The 16,847-nt window shown below is 56.9% G+C and carries 18 protein-coding genes; 3 read left to right on the plus strand and 15 right to left on the minus strand.

Translation table 11 applies throughout. From position 1 onward, the window contains the following. Positions 1-66: 66 nt before the first annotated feature. From pyrF (ASD46_RS08645) to ASD46_RS08680, 8 genes are all read right to left on the minus strand, one after another. Positions 67-720 carry an orotidine-5'-phosphate decarboxylase gene (pyrF, locus tag ASD46_RS08645; protein WP_060642038.1) on the minus strand — a complete coding sequence of 218 codons (654 nt, stop codon included), beginning with the start codon at positions 718-720 and terminating at the stop codon, positions 67-69. Beyond that, entirely contained in the window at positions 720-1,025 is a 306-nt protein-coding gene (locus tag ASD46_RS27320) for a hypothetical protein (RefSeq protein WP_060642039.1), read from the minus strand. Before ASD46_RS27320 ends, pyrF (ASD46_RS08645) begins: the two co-directional genes overlap by 1 nt. Next, positions 1,022-2,146 carry an aminotransferase class V-fold PLP-dependent enzyme gene (locus ASD46_RS08655; protein WP_060642040.1) on the minus strand — a complete coding sequence of 375 codons (1,125 nt, stop codon included), beginning with the start codon at positions 2,144-2,146 and terminating at the stop codon, positions 1,022-1,024. The genes ASD46_RS27320 and ASD46_RS08655 overlap by 4 nt, the downstream gene beginning before the upstream one ends. Beyond that, the gene (locus ASD46_RS08660; protein WP_060642041.1) at positions 2,130-3,065 is read right to left on the minus strand and encodes a hypothetical protein; all 936 of its coding nucleotides are present in this window, start codon (positions 3,063-3,065) and stop codon (positions 2,130-2,132) included. The genes ASD46_RS08655 and ASD46_RS08660 overlap by 17 nt, the downstream gene beginning before the upstream one ends. Before the next feature lie 54 nt (positions 3,066-3,119). Then, the gene (locus ASD46_RS08665; protein ID WP_060642042.1) at positions 3,120-4,346 is read right to left on the minus strand and encodes an aminotransferase class III-fold pyridoxal phosphate-dependent enzyme; all 1,227 of its coding nucleotides are present in this window, start codon (positions 4,344-4,346) and stop codon (positions 3,120-3,122) included. Between the two features lies 1 nt (position 4,347). Beyond that, complete coding sequence (locus ASD46_RS08670) at positions 4,348-4,908, minus strand: NUDIX hydrolase (RefSeq protein ID WP_060642043.1); 561 nt, start codon at positions 4,906-4,908, stop codon at positions 4,348-4,350. After that, complete coding sequence (gene pyrF / locus ASD46_RS08675) at positions 4,908-5,765, minus strand: orotidine-5'-phosphate decarboxylase (protein WP_060642044.1); 858 nt, start codon at positions 5,763-5,765, stop codon at positions 4,908-4,910. The genes ASD46_RS08670 and pyrF (ASD46_RS08675) overlap by 1 nt, the downstream gene beginning before the upstream one ends. Positions 5,766-5,914: 149 nt before the next feature. Continuing rightward, positions 5,915-6,238, minus strand: a complete 324-nt coding sequence (locus ASD46_RS08680; protein ID WP_060642045.1) for a hypothetical protein — start codon at positions 6,236-6,238, stop codon at positions 5,915-5,917. Here ASD46_RS08680 and ASD46_RS08685 point away from each other — a divergent pair. After that, positions 6,233-7,327 (plus strand): ATP-grasp domain-containing protein, encoded by a 1,095-nt coding sequence (locus ASD46_RS08685; RefSeq protein ID WP_060642046.1) that lies wholly within the window; start codon positions 6,233-6,235, stop codon positions 7,325-7,327. The genes ASD46_RS08680 and ASD46_RS08685 overlap by 6 nt on opposite strands. A 14-nt stretch (positions 7,328-7,341) precedes the next feature. Continuing rightward, the gene (locus tag ASD46_RS08690) at positions 7,342-8,619 is read left to right on the plus strand and encodes a PLP-dependent aminotransferase family protein (RefSeq protein WP_060642047.1); all 1,278 of its coding nucleotides are present in this window, start codon (positions 7,342-7,344) and stop codon (positions 8,617-8,619) included. Positions 8,620-8,973: 354 nt separating this feature from the next. Here ASD46_RS08690 and tmk read toward each other — a convergent pair whose 3' ends face one another. After that, positions 8,974-9,606, minus strand: coding sequence for a dTMP kinase (tmk, locus tag ASD46_RS08695; protein ID WP_060642048.1), 633 nt, complete (start codon positions 9,604-9,606; stop codon positions 8,974-8,976). Beyond that, positions 9,599-10,918: an MFS transporter gene (locus tag ASD46_RS08700; RefSeq protein WP_060642049.1), complete on the minus strand. Its 1,320-nt coding sequence runs from the start codon at positions 10,916-10,918 to the stop codon at positions 9,599-9,601. Before ASD46_RS08700 ends, tmk begins: the two co-directional genes overlap by 8 nt. 177 nt (positions 10,919-11,095) lie before the next feature. On the opposite strand from ASD46_RS08700, the gene ASD46_RS08705 reads away from it, so the two are divergent. Then, positions 11,096-12,106 (plus strand): hypothetical protein, encoded by a 1,011-nt coding sequence (locus ASD46_RS08705; RefSeq protein ID WP_060642050.1) that lies wholly within the window; start codon positions 11,096-11,098, stop codon positions 12,104-12,106. A 394-nt stretch (positions 12,107-12,500) separates the two neighbouring features. Here ASD46_RS08705 and ASD46_RS08715 read toward each other — a convergent pair whose 3' ends face one another. Genes ASD46_RS08715 through ASD46_RS08735 form a run of 5 tightly spaced genes read right to left on the minus strand, consistent with a single transcriptional unit; the run spans position 12,501 to position 16,566 of the window. After that, a complete protein-coding gene (locus ASD46_RS08715) occupies positions 12,501-13,244 on the minus strand; it encodes an ABC transporter permease (RefSeq protein ID WP_060642052.1) in 744 nt (247 codons plus the stop codon). Between the two features lie 2 nt (positions 13,245-13,246). Beyond that, on the minus strand, positions 13,247-14,251 hold the full coding sequence (locus ASD46_RS08720) for an ABC transporter substrate-binding protein (RefSeq protein ID WP_060642053.1): 1,005 nt from the start codon (positions 14,249-14,251) through the stop codon (positions 13,247-13,249). A 19-nt stretch (positions 14,252-14,270) separates the two neighbouring features. Further along, on the minus strand, positions 14,271-15,038 hold the full coding sequence (locus ASD46_RS08725; protein ID WP_060642054.1) for a nucleoside phosphorylase: 768 nt from the start codon (positions 15,036-15,038) through the stop codon (positions 14,271-14,273). After that, a complete protein-coding gene (locus ASD46_RS08730; RefSeq protein ID WP_060642055.1) occupies positions 15,035-15,799 on the minus strand; it encodes an ABC transporter permease in 765 nt (254 codons plus the stop codon). Before ASD46_RS08730 ends, ASD46_RS08725 begins: the two co-directional genes overlap by 4 nt. Then, a complete protein-coding gene (locus ASD46_RS08735; protein WP_323455102.1) occupies positions 15,799-16,566 on the minus strand; it encodes an ABC transporter ATP-binding protein in 768 nt (255 codons plus the stop codon). The genes ASD46_RS08730 and ASD46_RS08735 overlap by 1 nt, the downstream gene beginning before the upstream one ends. Between the last annotated feature and the right edge of the window lie 281 nt (positions 16,567-16,847).

The following is a 16,847-nucleotide window of genomic DNA, read 5'->3' on the forward strand; positions in this document are numbered from 1 at the left end:
TCCGGTAACTGCCGGAGCGCGCAGTTAACGGGAGAAGCCGTCCACAAATGGAGACGGCCTCCAGGGTCAGTTCAGCACAGCCGTGACCGCCTGGATGGGATCCTCGGCGTTATAGATCGCCCGCCCGACGATGGAATAGGTGCCCCCGGCTTGCATAACCTCGTTGTGCTTGCCGCCCTGGGCTCCGACGCCGCAGCAAACGATGACCGGGTCGGGACCAATAATGTCTCTGATTTCTGCGATCCTGTTGGGTCTGTTGCCAGGCGCCTGGGTGCCGTAGACCCCCATGTCAGCTGCAAGCCGGGCCATGTCGTTGGCAATTGGAGCGGTAAATAATTTCCCACCCGGATTCGTCAGTTCCAACTGGACAATGATGCCTACCTTATCGCCGGCGGCCTCCATGCATTCCGAAATCCCGTCGGGACCGACAAAGCCGTGCACCATTACGGCTGAACCGCCGTTGTCCGCCACGATTTTCACGATCTGGGCACTCGTATGCGGAACGTCGGCGACCTTGAGGTCAGCAAACACAGGCTTCCCGTAACGGTCTGCCAGTTTGCGGATCGTTGCAGCGCCCTCCCGCATTACCAGAGGGTTACAGACCTTGATAACATCGACATATTCACTGATGACATCGAGTACCCGGGCATTCTCATCGAAAGAGGGCAAATCCGCCGCGAATATAAGACCGGTGCGTTTTTCTCCCAGAAACTTGCTCATTATTGCAACTCCATTCTCGTGATCAGATCGTGAAAAAATGCAAGGCCGGATTGCGCGTCGATCAGCCGCGAGAGCGAGAATTCGCATTCCGCGTTCAGCGTGAGCAATTCTCCGTCCGGGCCGTGCGCCACCAGTGCGGCGGGCTGCTTCAGTCGCAAGGTTCGCCAGCGGTCCTCGAGCAGGAGCGTGGCGATCTCGTCGAGTGTCGTCGACCTTAGATGGCCTACCAGGTGGATACGGTCGGGCTCCTCTGCGCAGGGGCGTGGTTCTTCGATTACAAGGCGATCGGATCGATATAGCGTCATGGCCGACCCGTCTCCTCTGCGACAAAGTCCGCAAATATCTGAACAGCCTCTACAGCGCTACGGATCTCGTCTTCACGAGTGAACCGGCTGATGCTGAAGCGGAGGGTGCCGACGTTTCCCAGACCTAGTTCTTCGTGAATTGTCGGGGCACAGTGAAGCCCTCCCCTGGCGATTATGTCCTGGCTGCGCAGAAAGGGAATCCAGTCAGCTTCCGGTGAGCCCGGCAGCTTGCAGGCGACAACGCCTGAACGCTTCTGATAGGGTCGCCGCCCGAGAGGCTGGATGCCGGGAACCGACTGAAGTCCGCTCCAGAGCATCTCGGTGAGGTTTTCGATCCGACGGCGAATGTCGTGAGCACCGTCATTCTGCTCTTCAAGTGCTGCGCCCAGTGCAAGTATCGCCGGTAAATTCGGTGTGCCAACCTCGACGAAATTCCTGCCAGTATCGCCGAGCGCGAGTTCAGCTGAATTGCTGCCGGTACCGCCAAGAATAAACGGAACAAGCCTGCGGCGTGCCACAAGCACGGCCGCACCAGGCATTGAATGCAGATGCTTGTGAGCCGGAAATACGATGAAGTCAGCGTCATCCAGATCGTCAATGGGGCAAAAGCCGACCGATTGTGACGCATCCACGAGCACAGCCGCTTTCGGAAATCGCGAGCGGATGCGCCTGATGAGCGTCGTCACATCATAAACAGAACCGGTGACGTTACTGGTGTGGGTCAGGCAAACCAGTTTTGGCTCGTCAATGACGTCGAGGAAGGAAAAGTCGGGTTCCTCGTGAAGATCATGAACCCGAGCAACCTGCCAACTGACGCCCGGTATTCCGTTGAGTGTTCTCAGAACCGCGTTGTGCGACCTGTTGTCGGTGACGCAATGGTCTCCCGCGCCGACGTATCCCCGGATTACGGCATTAAGCGCCAGCGTCGCATCCGAAAGGAAGAAGAGATGCGTGTGGTCCACGCCCAGCAGCGAGCCTATGCGCCCCCGCACCAGTTCGATTTGCGGCTCAGCGCTGTGACGCACATCCGATGGTATCGATTGCAGCGCCGCGGAATAGGCCTCTACCGCAGAGATGGCCTTTGGATATCCTGTGGTGGCATTGTTAAGGTAGACTGACATGATACACCGGCTGCGGAGAGGTGAAGGAGGGAACAGCTGACTGTGAAAAACGGTCCTGTAGATCACGCTCACAGTTGCGGCAGTTGACGCACAGCGCCGGATATTCCTTCCATATGTGCGGCATAGGGATGCGATCCAGCGCCCAGGCGTTGACGCACACGGATGAATGGAAAAGCGGCACGAGGCCCTGTGCCTTTACGGCGGCGACGAAGGTATTGAAATCGTCATCCAGCGGGCGCGCAGTGAGACTGGCGTGCACAGGATGAGTATAAGCCGAATCCTGCTGCTGCGTCGTTGTGTAGAGCATCCCGACACAGATCGCATCGGGCCGTTCCGCCTCCAGAACCTGGAGGACATGATCCAGGTCCTTCAGCGTGGCAGGCAGGAATGGCTTCAGATACATGCAGACGAACACACCGTGCTTGCGCGCCAGGGCGAAATTACGAATTCGATCGGCGACAGGGGCAGCCCGTGGCTCGATTTTGCCAGCCTTGGCGAGTGACGAGAAAGAGGTGAAGAGCACGACCTGATTAGGGTAGGCATGGGTGCTGATCACCTCCAGCGCAGCCTCCGGAACCTTTTCCTTCGTCGGAATCTGTACCGGATTGCCAAGCGAGAGCACTGCGCGCAGCACACAGAGAACCTTCTCTGTCGATCGTTCGTCCTTGAAGGGTTCGGAATCCGGGCAGAGCGAGACGATAGTGCCGTTGCGACCCGGCCGGAAATAGGGGGACTGAAGCAAGGCTTCGGCGCTGTTGGAAAGTGCGGCATCATCGACGAACACCTGGGGCCCCGCCGGGGAGATAATATAGCAATAGGAACAACCGCTACCGCAGCCCCGCGTCGTGATATTGATGAACACCCGGTCGCCCGGCTCATCGCCCTGATTGAGAAAATGGATGTGGTCTGGAAAAGGCATTCGCAACTCCTACGAGGCAGATGACCGACTGGCGGTCTGCAAGCGGTTCTTGGATCAGGCGAATAATGGCAAAGATGCCCTCAGAGCCCGCTCGATGCGTGCGGACAGGTCGGACCAGTCAATCTCCGCGTGGGAAAGACAGAAGAAGGATGGGTGCCCCTGAAGGAGCAATATGCCGTGATCGGCAAAGATGCGGGGTATCTTCGCCCGCAGACCGAGATTGTTTTCTATGTCTTCGCTGAAGCGTAATTCAAACAGCGATCCCCCGAGTATCAGCTCGATATAGATCTGGTCTCCAAGGCCGACGTTTGCTGCAGCGTTGGTGAATACATTGACGAAGCGCTCGGAAATTTCTCCAAACATCGAATATCCATGCAGCTCTTCCATGAGCTGATGCGTCGCCGAGGCGGCGAAAACGCCCAAAAGCTCCTTGCAATAGGTTCCGCTTATCTTCGCCTCGAGGTAATCACTGGACATGGATGGCGGGCCGACAAGCAAAGAGACCGGTGCGCCGTTTCCGATTGCCTTGCCAAGCACGACGTAATCCGCGTCAAGACCGACTGCGGCGAGCGCTCCCATAGGTGAGACCCGTCCTGCGGTTTTTGTTTCATCCGCCACGACCTGAACACTACGATCGCGGCAGAGTGCAATCGCTTCGGATAGATCCGCCGGCGACATCAATGACAACTGATAGGCGTCAAATAACAACGCGGCATAGGTATCGGGCGCATCGTCAAGAATCTGTCTCAGGCTGTCAATCCGCAGATCAATCCAGTTGACCACGGGTTCGCTCTCGCTCATCCCGCGAGTGAAAGAATTGGGGCGGATTTCACTGCGGTGCGGCGAAGAAAGCCGCTCGTGCCATCGTGGACTGTTGCCGATCTGTGCGTCGTGCCAGCCTATATAGCCGCATCGGATCAGACCTTTACGGCCGGTTTTCTTGCACGCCAGCCGCGCGGCTGCAGTCATGGCGTCAGAGGAGTGCTTGAAGTAGCCGACGCTGTGATTTTGATAGGCCTCAGGCAGAAAGGCTTCGAGAAAATCGACGTGTTGTCCGGCATAACCCGGGAAGTGTATTGCGCCAGCCGCTTTCTGCTGGAAAATACTTGTGAAATCAGGCCGCGCATGACCCAGCACAACCGGCCCAAAACCCAGGATGAAGTCGTAATAATTGCGGCCCTTGGTGTCTGTAACGAGCGCACCGCTGCCCTCCCTGAAGAGGATCTCCTCCCCGTTTGACAGAAAAAATTGACAAACACCCGATGTTGCAAGCCTTACCATGTCACTCCCTCAATGTGAGTAAATCTCTTGTCGCGTCATCAGGCGAAACTTGCCTGGCGGAGGCGCGGTAAATGTTCAGCGAGAATCTTGCGGAAGGTGCGAGATCCGCGGCGCTGAATGCGTGCGGATCAACCAGATGGAAGCCACTATTTTTTGCCGGTTCGGTAACGGTCAGGGGACCGGAGCTCCAGCGGCAGATATAAGACACGACAATCCACTTCGCAGATGCTCCCGACGCTCCTTCCCGTTCATGCTGGAGGCGCATGTGAGAAAACCGCTCGATTTCAATTATGGCCGCTGTTCCGACTTCTTCTGCAATTTCCCGGTGCAATGCGTCCCGAAATCGCTCTGCGTCGTGGCATTGCCCCCCAATCCCCTCAAGGAGGCCAATATTGTCGCGGCACATCGGTCCCCTCTTGATGAGAACCACTTGCCCTTCATCGTTCAGAACAAGTCCTTCAACGGCAAAATTGGTTGTGCTGATATCGATGCCCAGCCGTGAGCGGACCACAAAGAGTTCCGTAATATCCGTGGGTTCCGGGAAGGATAAAAGTGTAGGCATCAGCGCCCCTGCTGTTGCAGCAAGCGAGCGGAACGGGCAAAGCCTTCGATTGTCTCGCGAAGCCGGTCTCTGTCAGGTCCTGCCGAAAGGATTGACCGGGAGACTGTTGGGATTACACGCGATGCACTTGACCCGAACATTTTATGCGCGTCCTGCATCGTTGCCCCCTGTGCGCCAATACCCGGAGAAAGGAAGAGGGATCGGGGCAGTGCATTCAGAAGTGTTGCGCTTTCGGCTCCGCCCGTAGCGCCGACGACTGCGCCAACCGGCCCGATATCGCCCTCATTTTCCATGGCGTCGTTCCAGGCCGTGATGGATGTTGCGACATCAAGAGCGACGCTGCGCCCCTGCGTCATGGCGGATTGAACGGATGCGCCCTCTGGATTGGACGAGCGGACCACCACAAATACCGCCGTCTCCGTCAAAGCCGCTCGCCGAAACAGGGGCGATAGCGCCGAGGGTCCCAGATAAGGACTGGCGGTGACTGCGTCGGCACCGAAGGCGCTTTCGGGCCCAAGCCATGCGCTCGCGTAGGCTTCCATGCTCGAACCAATATCGCCGCGCTTTGCATCAGCGATAACCAGCAGGTCCCGCGACTTCGCCTCGCTTATAAAACGAGCAAGCACTTGCATACCTTCGGGCCCAAAGGATTCAAAGAAAGCCACTTGCGGCTTAACGATGCCAGCCAGCCCGTCAAGGGCGTCAAGAAGCACGCGACAGAGCTGTGCCGCTCCCTGTGCATCGGGCGCAAGCCCCCACGATTGAAGAACCGTGGTTGACGGGTCGAACCCGACGCAGAGTGGTGACGCCTTTTGAGCGGTTCGCATAAAGCGTGAGGAAAAGTTAGCGGATGACATGAATACCCTTTGTCGTCATTTCGTCTTAATAATGAGATTATTTTCATAAAAAACTCAAGCTAAAATCGGCGTTTTTAAATCCGAACGCCGGATGATCCCTGCGGAGTTTATATCTAAGTAAATGTTAAATATAGATATTATTGAAAGTTTTATTTTTCGTCTGACAGGACTTTAAGCGCCGTTAGCGCTAGATTTAGCATCTTGCGTGTCTCAATAAATGTACTAATGTCAGAAAATATCACGATCAAGTTCGCCATTGAGCGACCGCTGCGGAGGAAGTGCGGCTCTTTCGCCATTTCCGCCCCGTGGATCTGGGAGATCGAAGAGCAGCCCTTTGGAAGCAGGCGTCCAAAAACATTCGGATCGGTATTTGAGCAAAGAACAGGAGAGGGCATTTGGCCAGAATTGTAATACTCAACCGGGTTGATCCGGAGCGCATCGGGTACGATCAGGTAATCGACCACGATATGCATGAGGTGACCTATATCGGTCAGTTCCTCGACGGGGTGTCGCCTGTGCGAGCACGAATCATCACCGCAAAACTGTCCGACCTTGATCCGGATGCGCTACCGGCAGTGATAGAAGAGGCATGCGCGAATTGCGACTGCCTGGTTGCACGCGGTGAGCGTGACCTCATTCTCGCCGCCCAAATCCGTGAACGGTTCAATATTCCCGGCGACACGGTCGCAAAGGTGCTCCCGATCCGCGACAAACTGACAATGCGAATGTCAGTCCGTGGATCAACCGTCAGGCAGCCCGCATTCTGGTCGCTTGCAAAATACAAGCGCGCGAGTGGCCGGATACCGCTCCATCAGACACTGGTGCTCAAGCCGCGACTGGATGCAGCCAGCAACGGTATCTGGATCGGTTCACGAAATGAACTTGATGCCCGCGTCGAAACCATTCGTGAGACAGACTGGCTCGTCGAAGAATATATCCCCGGCGACATCCTTCATCTTGACGGGCTTTTGCAGGGGGGAAAGCTGGACATCCTGCAAGCGTCGAAATACGTCAATACGTGTTTTTCCTATGCGGCTGGCTCAGCCCTTGGCTCAACGCAAATCGAAAATCCCGAATGGGCGAGAACGGCTGTAACGGAGCTTTCCCGCCTGCTCAATTATTCCAACGGTGGGTTTCACCTCGAAATGATTGTTGACTGCAATGGTCAACCACATTTTCTGGAATTCGCAGGTCGCATCGGCGGCGCCTATATCGCCGAAGCCTTCGAGTTAAAGACCGGAGTCAATCTCCACCACGCGGATTTGCGTTGCGCAGTTGGCGAAACTGCAAACGTTGTCCTCGGCCGGGGCGCCCAAGACATGTTTGGGTGGTTCCTCTTTCCTTATGGCGCGAACCTCGATTGCGGCTCGGTCAGGCAGACCTTTGACGACCAGTTCGTCCGGTGCCTGATCAACGCGCAACCCACCAGACCGGACGTTCCTTCCTATAGCGAAATCCATTCGCCGTTTGGCGGGATCGTGCGGAAACCGTCGTCTTGCGAGGACGTCATTCATGAAATTGTCCGTCACGTGACCGCAGTACCCGTGGCCAGCGCATCCTGAACCGGGAGAAATTTATGACGAACGAAAAATCGATATCCCCTCAAACACAAACCTGGGAAAAGCGGTTCGCGGACAGAGCCAGGAACATGCACGCATCGGAGATTCGGGATCTGTTCGCTTTGCTGGGAAATCCCAATATCATTTCCTTCGCGGGTGGATTTCCTGACGCTGATCTTTTTGCCTCCCCACAGTTTCTTGACGGCTATCAGAAATACCTTCGGGATTGCCCGCAGGTCTCCCTGCAATATTGCGCCAGTGAAGGCTATCTGCCGCTGCGACGCTGGATCGCCGGTTTCATGCACCGACAGGGCGTCATCTGCAGTTCAGACAACATCCTGATTACGTCGGGAGCGCAGCAGGCCATCGAATTTCTTTCTCGTCTCTTTCTCGAAAAAGGCAATTCTGTTGCGATCTCAAAACCGAGCTACCTCGGTGCACTGCAAATCTTCGACGCGTATGAACCCGACTACTGCTTTTTCGACGCGAAAGGGAAAGCTGCAGGGCGCCCGAGCCCAGACGCCAGTCCCTTGAAGCTCATCTATGCCAATCCGGACTTCTCGAACCCGACGGGTGAAACGATGGGAACATGCGCGCGGCGTCGGCTGCTTGCCCTTGCACGCGATAATGACATTCCCCTGGTAGAGGACGCGGCCTACAGCGCGTTACGATACGAAGGAAGCACGCTTCCTTCAATCATGCAGCTCGACATCGAGGAATGTGGCTCGATCGAAAACTCTCTTGTTGTCTATTGCGGCAGTTTCTCCAAGACAATGACTCCCGGCATGCGGATCGGCTGGATATGTGCTGCAACCCCCCTCATCCAGAAGCTGGTGTTGCTGAAGCAGTCCAGCGACCTCAACAGTTCAACGATCAACCAGATGGTAATGCACCGCGTTGCCGCTGAAATGTTTGACGAGCGTGTGCTTGCCTCGCGGCAGGCCTATCGGCAAAGACGCGACAATCTGATCAGTGCGCTCGAGCAATACATGCCCGACAAGGTCTGCTGGCAGAAACCGGAGGGCGGGATGTTCGTGTGGCTGACGCTGCCGGACGGTCTCGACGCCAATGCTCTGCTTGCCAAGGCTATTGCTCTCCAAGGCGTAGCTTTTGTTCCTGGTCGCCCCTTCCACCCCGATGGTTCGGGCCGGAATACGCTTCGCCTCTGCTTCACCTCCTGCCCACCGGAGCGCGCGCGGGAAGGCATCAAGCGACTGAGCCGCCTGATCACCGATGAAATGGCGGATCTCGGTTCAGTCGCGCCGCCGGAAATGGTACCGGTTCCCGGTCTCTGAGAGAGCTTTTTTCAAGCCTTGTGTACTCTATGCGGGGCGTTGCAGTGCAGTCTGGCGCTTGCCGCGATTTCTGACGGTCGGGAAGCGTACTGTCCCGCACTACGGCGGCGGGAAAACCACGCCGCCAAGGCGGGAGACCAGGGGCGCGAAGGCATGGATATCATGCCTCTCGACTTTCAGGCCGTTCCTCCAGACTGGGTCGTTGCGTCTCAGGTACGTTTGTCTACAGAAAATGCCGGCAGGACGCCTCGGTTGTGTATGGCGAACATCGGGAGCGAGAGGCGTTTTCCGGGAAGTGCTTCAGATGCGCAAACCGGTGGCGCCGGCAGGCGCGGGCCGTCTTGTCGTCACGTCTTAATCGGGCGCAACCAGCTGCCATATCTCACGGAACACCTCTTCCCTTTCCGCTTGTGCCGCCACTATGTTCAGCTCGGGGCCCAGGCTCCTGAAGTTATCCATAACGCGGTTGATGGTCTCGATTGAACTTTCTTCGTGCTTCAGCTTGTCACCATCGCGCGCCAGCAGCCGTTCCCTGACAATCTCTGCTTTGACGTCGAGATAGATCGCACAGTCTGGCCGGGGAATCCCCTGATTGATCGTCCGGATGAACTCCGGGTCGATCCCCCTGCTCCAAAAAAAGGCAACAGAAGAGAATACATAGCGGTCGCTGATGACTGTCTGGCCACGGGCAAGTGCAGGTATTATGACGTTGCTGCAGTGCCGCACCCTGTCTGCTGCCGCAAACAAAGCGAGTGCGCGGACGGTTTCCGGCGTGCCGCCACTGTTCAGGAACTGCTGGACAAGTTCGCTCTGGCGATACCAGTCGGATGGCTGTCGGGTCAGGACGACATTATGGCCGAGTTCAGCGAGCCGTCTGTGCAGAAGTTCGATCTGTGTCGTTTTGCCTGCGCCGTCGAAGCCCTCGACTGCGATTAACCTTCCAGGCCAGCGTGATTGCGCCCAGGTGAAGGAATGAGTTTTAGTCATGCGCGTCTCTTTCCGTGGTTGCTTGCCCGACGGCTGCGCAGGCAAAATTGGTGGTGAGATAAATTGCTGCTGCAATTACGACGACACCCAGCCCCCAGAAGACATAATGGGTTCGTACGCTTTCCACCCCCGTCAGCGCCGGCATTGAAAATACTATCAGTCCAAAGGCGCTGGTGACCGCCTGGGTATATGTGCGAACCCTGCCGATCGATTCCATGTCAGCTAGCTCGATCATTCTCCCGTCGCACAGGATCTTCGAGAACGAGAATGCAAAGCCCATCAGAAGATACAGACCCGCGACCGACATGGAGTTCAGTGAAAACGATACGATGGCGGTGAAAAGCCCCAGGGCGACGATGGAAAGATACTCGAAGCCACCCAGGCCGGACCGTCTCAACAAACGCGCGACGCAGGCCGCGGCGGCGATGCCGCCGACTGACCAAAGTGCATCAATCAGCCCATATAGCTCGCTGCCGCCGTTAAGTTCGTTTTGCACCAGAAGCGGGAGCATAACATTCGACAACTGACCGACAGAAGTGCTTAAGCCAATCAGAAGAGCCAGCCGGCCAAGTTCCGGCTTGCGCAGGAAGAACCGATAGCCTTCCCCCATCTGCGCTAAATAGCTTTTCCGCGCACTGACCGGTGGATTTGCGTCCGGCAGGCCGAGCAGGCAGACTACGACGAGGGCGCATAGAGCGGAACCGACGATGAAACCCGCATGGATCGGCAGCCACATCAGAACGACCCCTCCAAGGCCCGCCCCTGCAATCATCGATCCCTGCCGCAGACCGTTGGCAATTGCATTTGTACGCTTAATGTCGCCCTTGTCGACGATGGACTTCTGAATAGCGTCGAGGGCTCCGCCTTGGACAAGCGCCGCTGCGGCAATGCACGCGGCGATGAGAAGAAGCATCGCATAGGACGGCGCGTAACCGAGCAAATGTGCAAACCAGGGCGTTGCCATCGCGCATCCGAACAACGTCTGTCCGAATATCGCCAACCGTTTTCTGCTGCGCCGGTCGATCAAGGCTCCGACACTTGGTGCCAGGATCACGTTCATGAGATGACCAACCAGAAAAGCTATGCCCACGAGAGCTACCGATCCCCCGATCAGTGCCGATGACCATCCGAGGGTAATCACCCAGAGGCCTCGGGTGACGCCAGCAAGCGTTATCGCCGTAAAATATCGGGAAATCAAAGGCGCGCGCCTCCTCATATTGTGGAAAAGTCTCAAAATTGATATATTACTGAGATTGATCACGCAATATATATTTTTAAGCGTCGGCAGCGCGGCGCCGCGGTTTCCCTCCATACCTCAGAGATACGGCGTTTTGACAAAAAAAGTACTGCAATACTGCATTTCATGGCGTGTTCCGACGTTACTTTGAACCTCTTGCGCGCCCATCCCACGGTTGTGGCGGACGGTTGACAATGAGAAAAGTATAAATAATGATACTTTATTCGCAATCGTAACCCTAGCAGGTGTCAAATGAATCTTATGCCGGCCACACCATCGACATTCTCGTTTTTAAACGGCCACCTGCGGATTGATCGCGATGAAATCCTGGCCCGCTGCCGGCCAGCTGAGGGCGATATCGTCGTTTTGTCGGGGACGCTGGTGGAGGGTATCGGGAACAAGCACTCTGACATCGACGTCTACGTCATATGCGACGAGCTTCCGCCGGTCCGGCACACTGGCGATCACAGTTTCTTCATTGAGCAGAACGGCGGATTGCGCACTTTCGTCGACTACATTCGTGAAGATGGCGTGGCTTTTGACGTCGAATATTATACCCGAGCCGAGGTCGAGGCGATGAAGGATGATGTTCTGGCACTTTACCAGTTGGCGCGTCGGGGAACAAAGACCTTGCGCAAAAAGCTTCCCCTTTCGTCCGAAGATGCGCTGCACAAGATGCAGGTCGGCATCACGGTCACGGGCAGCAGCGAGTTTGCGCAACTGTTTCCGACAGACTTCTGGGAAAAACTCTCCTTCGTCCAATACCGTAATCGGACCGGTGGCTATCCCGAATTCAAGGACTTGATGGGGACATGGGGTTCCGGCGACTTCGATACCAGCCTCCTCGTCTGTACCATGTTTTTGATGGATCAGGCGGCTGGACTTTGCCATCTCGCCGGGAGCACCAACGCCAAGCCCAAATGGGTCATGCAAAACCTCAAGCGCCTGCCGGAACCGTTGCGTCCCCTGGGTCAGGAAGTTATAGCCTGGTACGGCTCCGCAGGCAGTGCAATATCCGACAGGAAGGCAGCAGTGCTTGCAGCCTGTGAATTGATGACCAAAATCTACGAGGCGAATACAGCGCTCCTAAACGCCAGCGGCGATATTTTCTACTCGGCTGAAGAAGCTCTGCGCCTGACGCAGGAGGAATTCATGCGAGAACCTTTCCACGACCCGCAGACGGTCCTGGAGTTCGAATTCCGGCGGCTGCTTTTCAACAACGGCACGCGTTCGGTGCGGGAATTCCTCGCCCAGAACGTATGACTGGCAACAGGATCGCACGAAACGCGACGATCGGGGAAAAGGCGTTATAGCCACAAGCCGTCACGCCGGATGCTGCATCGGTCTGCGATCAGCACCAACGGTCCATAGAAATGTCATCGCCATCGGACGCCAGCGTGGCAATCGACTGGACCACAGCGCCAGACTGCTGTTCCAGGCGGCTTCTGACTGAACTTGCAAATGGCGGGATAAACGCGGATGTGAGAGTCCGCAGCAACGGACCGTGTCTGGTGATGGGAACCGGACTGGTCTTGTCCGCTATCAGTTCACCCGCCCACGCATGGGTGCCCGTCATCGGTGGTTTTCGTTTCGCCGACCCCTTCGTACATCCCGGCAGTCAGAATCCGCGAAGGAAGACGGCAGAACACCGTGTGCCTCAGGGTGACTGGAACCTGCCAACCAGGCGGCGTCTCATCAATTCGACAGCCTCATAAAAGGCCCAGCCGATCAGTGACAGAAGCATGACCATGCCGATGACAACGGATGTGTCGCTGTTTTCCTGACCCGATGACAGAAGATAGCCGATCCCTTCATTTGCGCCCATCAGTTCGCCGATGACAGCTGCCGTTATGGCAAGCGTTGTGGCGACTGCCATGCCTGCGAGGACCGACGGTAACGCAGTTGGCAATTCAATGTGGCGGAACCGCTGCCATGGGCTTAACCTGAGCACCGTTGCGAGATCACGGAAGCTGCTTTCCCCATAGCGCAGGCCGGTCATCACGCCGGACATGACCGGAAAGAACGTGACGATCGCGATCAGAACGATCTTCGGGGCCGGCCCGATACCCAGCCACAAAAGTAAAAGCGGGGCGACTGCAATTTTTGGAGCTGTCTGCAGGAGCAGAACGAGCGGCGTGGCAAAACGTTCGACCCGGGGCAGTCGGACAAAGACTACGCCGGCGAAGACGCCGGCAAGCGTGCCGAGCATGAACCCCGCGACAATTTCAGACAGCGTCACCCATATATGCCGGCCGAGGCTGGCGTTTTTGTACAGGAAAGCGAACCTGTGGAATACTTCGACGGGCTCCGGCAAAAGAAACGCCGGCACGTCGAAGAGATAGATGATTGCCGTCCACAGAAAGAAGGTTGCGGTCAGACCCGCCACGCCACGCAGAAGCATCCTTATTGGCCGATCGAATAGGGGTCGATAACGAAATCCGCAGCCTTGGGAGGAGTGTCGATCACCTTGTATTGCGCCAGGATGTCGGCATTCTTCTGCCAGCCCGCCATGTCGGCCGCGCCAAGACCCTTGTCCCTGGTAAGGGTGCTCTGCCAGACGGAGGGCACGAATGTCTGTTCAAACGCCGTGGTCAACATGGGCTTTTGATCCCTGGGCCAGGTTGGCGCGTATTTTTCAAGCGCGATATCAAGTGCCTCAGACACGTGGCCGTCTATTACCCATTGGTACGACTGGGTGATTGCGGTGGTGAAGCGCCTGGCAAGATCGGCGTTTTCCGAAAGTTTGCTGTCGCTGGTAACAACGACATTGCCAAAGGAGGGCAGGAAGTCGTTGGATAGAATCAAGGTGACCTTGGAGCCGTCGGCTTCCAGGTTGTATTTTCGCAGTTCGGAAAAGACTATGGCATCGACCTGATCAGCCTGCAGCGACTGGACGATCGCTCCTGTCGCCACGACTTCGACGGAAACGTCGTCAAGTGTCAGGCCGGCGTGTTGCAAACCAACCTGAAGCTGGAGGTAGTTCGGGCTGGCAAGGCTGGTGACGGCGACCCTCTTGCCTTTCAGGTCCGCGTAAGATCTGATTCCGCTCTCTTCCTTCGCCAACAGCGCGCCGATGCCGCGCTGATATGTGGTGTGGATCACCTTGACGGGCAGACCGTTAGCCACAGCGGCAACGACCGCATCACCATTCGGAAAGCCAAAATCGACATTCCCGGCAGCAATGTTGGTGAGAATGTCAGCCGCAGCGGCGTAAATGAATTCAACCTTGATTCCGTTTTTTTCGAAAATCCCGTTCTCCACACCTGCGTAAAGGGGGGCGTAAAACGGTGCGGCAGCACCGTCGATCTGAAGTATCACCTTGTCTGCAGCGCTCGCCGTCATGGCAACAAGTGGCGAAATTGAAACAGCAATAAGACCGGCCGCGGCCGCGCTGGAAATTTTGAACATCGTTTGACCCCTCGGTTGTTTACGGTCTGGAGAAAGCGCGTCCCGCAATGCGCAGAAGATTTCGCTGGGTGGGCTCGTAATCGTCGAGCCATTCATCTGTGGCGCGATTTCCGTGAATTCCAAGGAGGCAAGCGGTTTCGAGTCCGATTGCACTTCCGACTGTCAAAAGGATCTCGCTTTCCATTTCGACGCCAATCGCACCCAGAGCCTGGAAGTGGCCGACGAAATTTCCACACACGTCCCGACCGTCGTCGACAGGCCGGTAGCGGCGGTCCTGGCCCAAATAATAGCTGTCGGTCGACGCGACCATGCCGGTGCGACAGGTGATGCCAAGTTCGGAGGCCGCATCGACCAGGCCGGTAACGATACGCGAGGACGCCTTGGCCTCGCCGCCAGCCATGCGGTAGGTGCGCGCAGAGCCGGTATCGCCTACAGCTTGGTTTACTGCGACGAAAGAGCCGGGCGAATATTGCGCCGCCAGCGCCGACATGCCTCCGATGCGCACGACCTTCCTGGCGCCGAGCATGGCAAGTTCCACCAGGGCGATTTCAGTCGAGGGACCGCCGATGCCGGTGGAGCATATGGTCAGTCTCCGGCCCTCGTAGGTGCCGGTTATGACTGCAAACTCCCGCTTGCGGCCGAAATCGGTCACGTCCTCCATCATGTCGGCGAGCAAATGGACACGGTCCGGATCGCCAGGCGTTAGAACATTTTCTGCAATGTCGCCGGGCCCGCAGGGCAGATGCGGCGGCCTGCCGTTCTTCCAGGGAAAGGCGGCGCTTGTCATTTCCTCGCCCCCTTCCACGAGAGAAGCCGGTTTTCCAGCGAGGACAAGACGACATGCATCACAAGACCGAGTGCGACGGTCAGCAGAACGGCAGCAAAGAGCAGCGGCGTCTTGTAGGTAGCGGCGGCATAGGTCATCAGGTATCCAAGTCCGAGCTTTCCCGACATCCACTCGGCCAGCACCGCACCAACCAGCGCCTGGACCGCGCCGATCTTCAGGCCGACGAAGATCTCCGGCAGGGCCGACGGAAATTCGATCTGCATAAACCGCTGGATTTTGCCGAGACCCAGAAGTGTCGCTAGGTCCCTCATTTTTGGATCGAGCGTTCGGAACCCTGACAGGGCACCAATAAAGACCGGAAAGAACACAAGCGAGAAGACAAGGATTATTTTGGACAGAACCCCAAAGCCGAACCACACGATGAACAGGGGCGCGAGCGCAATTTTAGGTGCTGTCTGAAGGATGACGAGCGGGCCGTCAAGCCAGACCGAGAGTTTCGGAAAACGCGTCATCGCGTAGGCCAGAGCGATGCCGGCGATCAGGCCCAGGAAGAGCCCGAGCACGATGTTTTGGATGGTGAAGCCGAGATGCAGCCAGAGATCACCGTTGCTCGCAATGGCGACCAGTGCACCCCAGGTGCGCGCCGGAGAGGGCAGAAGATAGGCAGGCATTGCCATCGGACCAGTAGCAAGCCACCAGAGTGCAAGCAGCGCTGCCAGTGACAGGATATAATCGAGACAGGCGGTGAAGTGCCTCGCCATTATTGCGGCTTCCCGTCAGGGGTTTCGCCAGGCGTACGTAAATCGCGGCGAAGCCGGGCGACGAGTGAGTGGTAGGCGGGGTCGAGTTTGGTTTCTTCGCCGCGTGGTCGCGCGAGATTGACCTCATGGATAGATTTCAGTTTGCCCGGGCGCGCGGTCATCACCATGACCCGGTCAGCGAGATAGACGGCTTCTTCGACGCTGTGGGTAACCAGCAGGATCGTTTTTCCGGTGGCCTGCCAGATCCGCAGCAGTTCGTCGTTCAGCGTGTCTCGTGTCAGTAGATCGACCGCGGAGAACGGCTCGTCCATCAACAGGATCGGTGGATCATCCGATAACGAACGGGCGATTGCCGCGCGCTGACGCATTCCACCCGACAGCTCGCGCGGCAAAGCGCCCTCGAAGCCGAAAAGGCCCACCATTTTGATCAGATCGAGTGCTATCCTGTCCGCCGCAGCGCGAGAAACCCCGGCGGTGTCGAGGGGAAAACGGACGTTTTCGAGGGTCGTTTTCCAGGGAAGAAGAATCGGCTCCTGAAAAACGAAGCCTACCGGACGCTTATGGCCGGCAGTGTCGAGCCTTATGGTGCCGCCGCTTGGCTGGTCAAGACCGGAAATCAGCCGGAGGAGCGTCGATTTCCCGCAGCCTGAAGGCCCAACGATCGAGATGAATTCGCCTGGCCTGACGTCAATGGTTAACGGCTCCAGCGCAGTCACTGTCCCGTGGTCAGCGACAAACGTCTTGTGGATACCTGCGATATCGATCATCGGCCCGGATTGCGTCACCCTCATTCTCCGTATCCCGAACAAGAAACCGGCGTCGCCCGACTGCCTTCCCTGCCTGTCAGTTTTAGTCGCGTGAATATAAAGGTTCCACAAAAAGTTTCACAAAGCAAGCGATGTTCTCAAAGGTGAGACGTGTATCAATAACGTGTTTTTGACCGAAGTAATTCCGGCGTCGGGCGGCTAACAGCGCGTCCCCGCTCGACAAATTCGTGCCGAAGTTGTCGGTAAACCCGCTCCCGTCTGATTATTAATGCGATAAATCT

Origin of the sequence: Rhizobium sp. Root491, assembly GCF_001427205.1 — a bacterium.
In the GTDB taxonomy this organism is placed as follows: Bacteria; Pseudomonadota; Alphaproteobacteria; order Rhizobiales; family Rhizobiaceae; genus Agrobacterium; species Agrobacterium tumefaciens.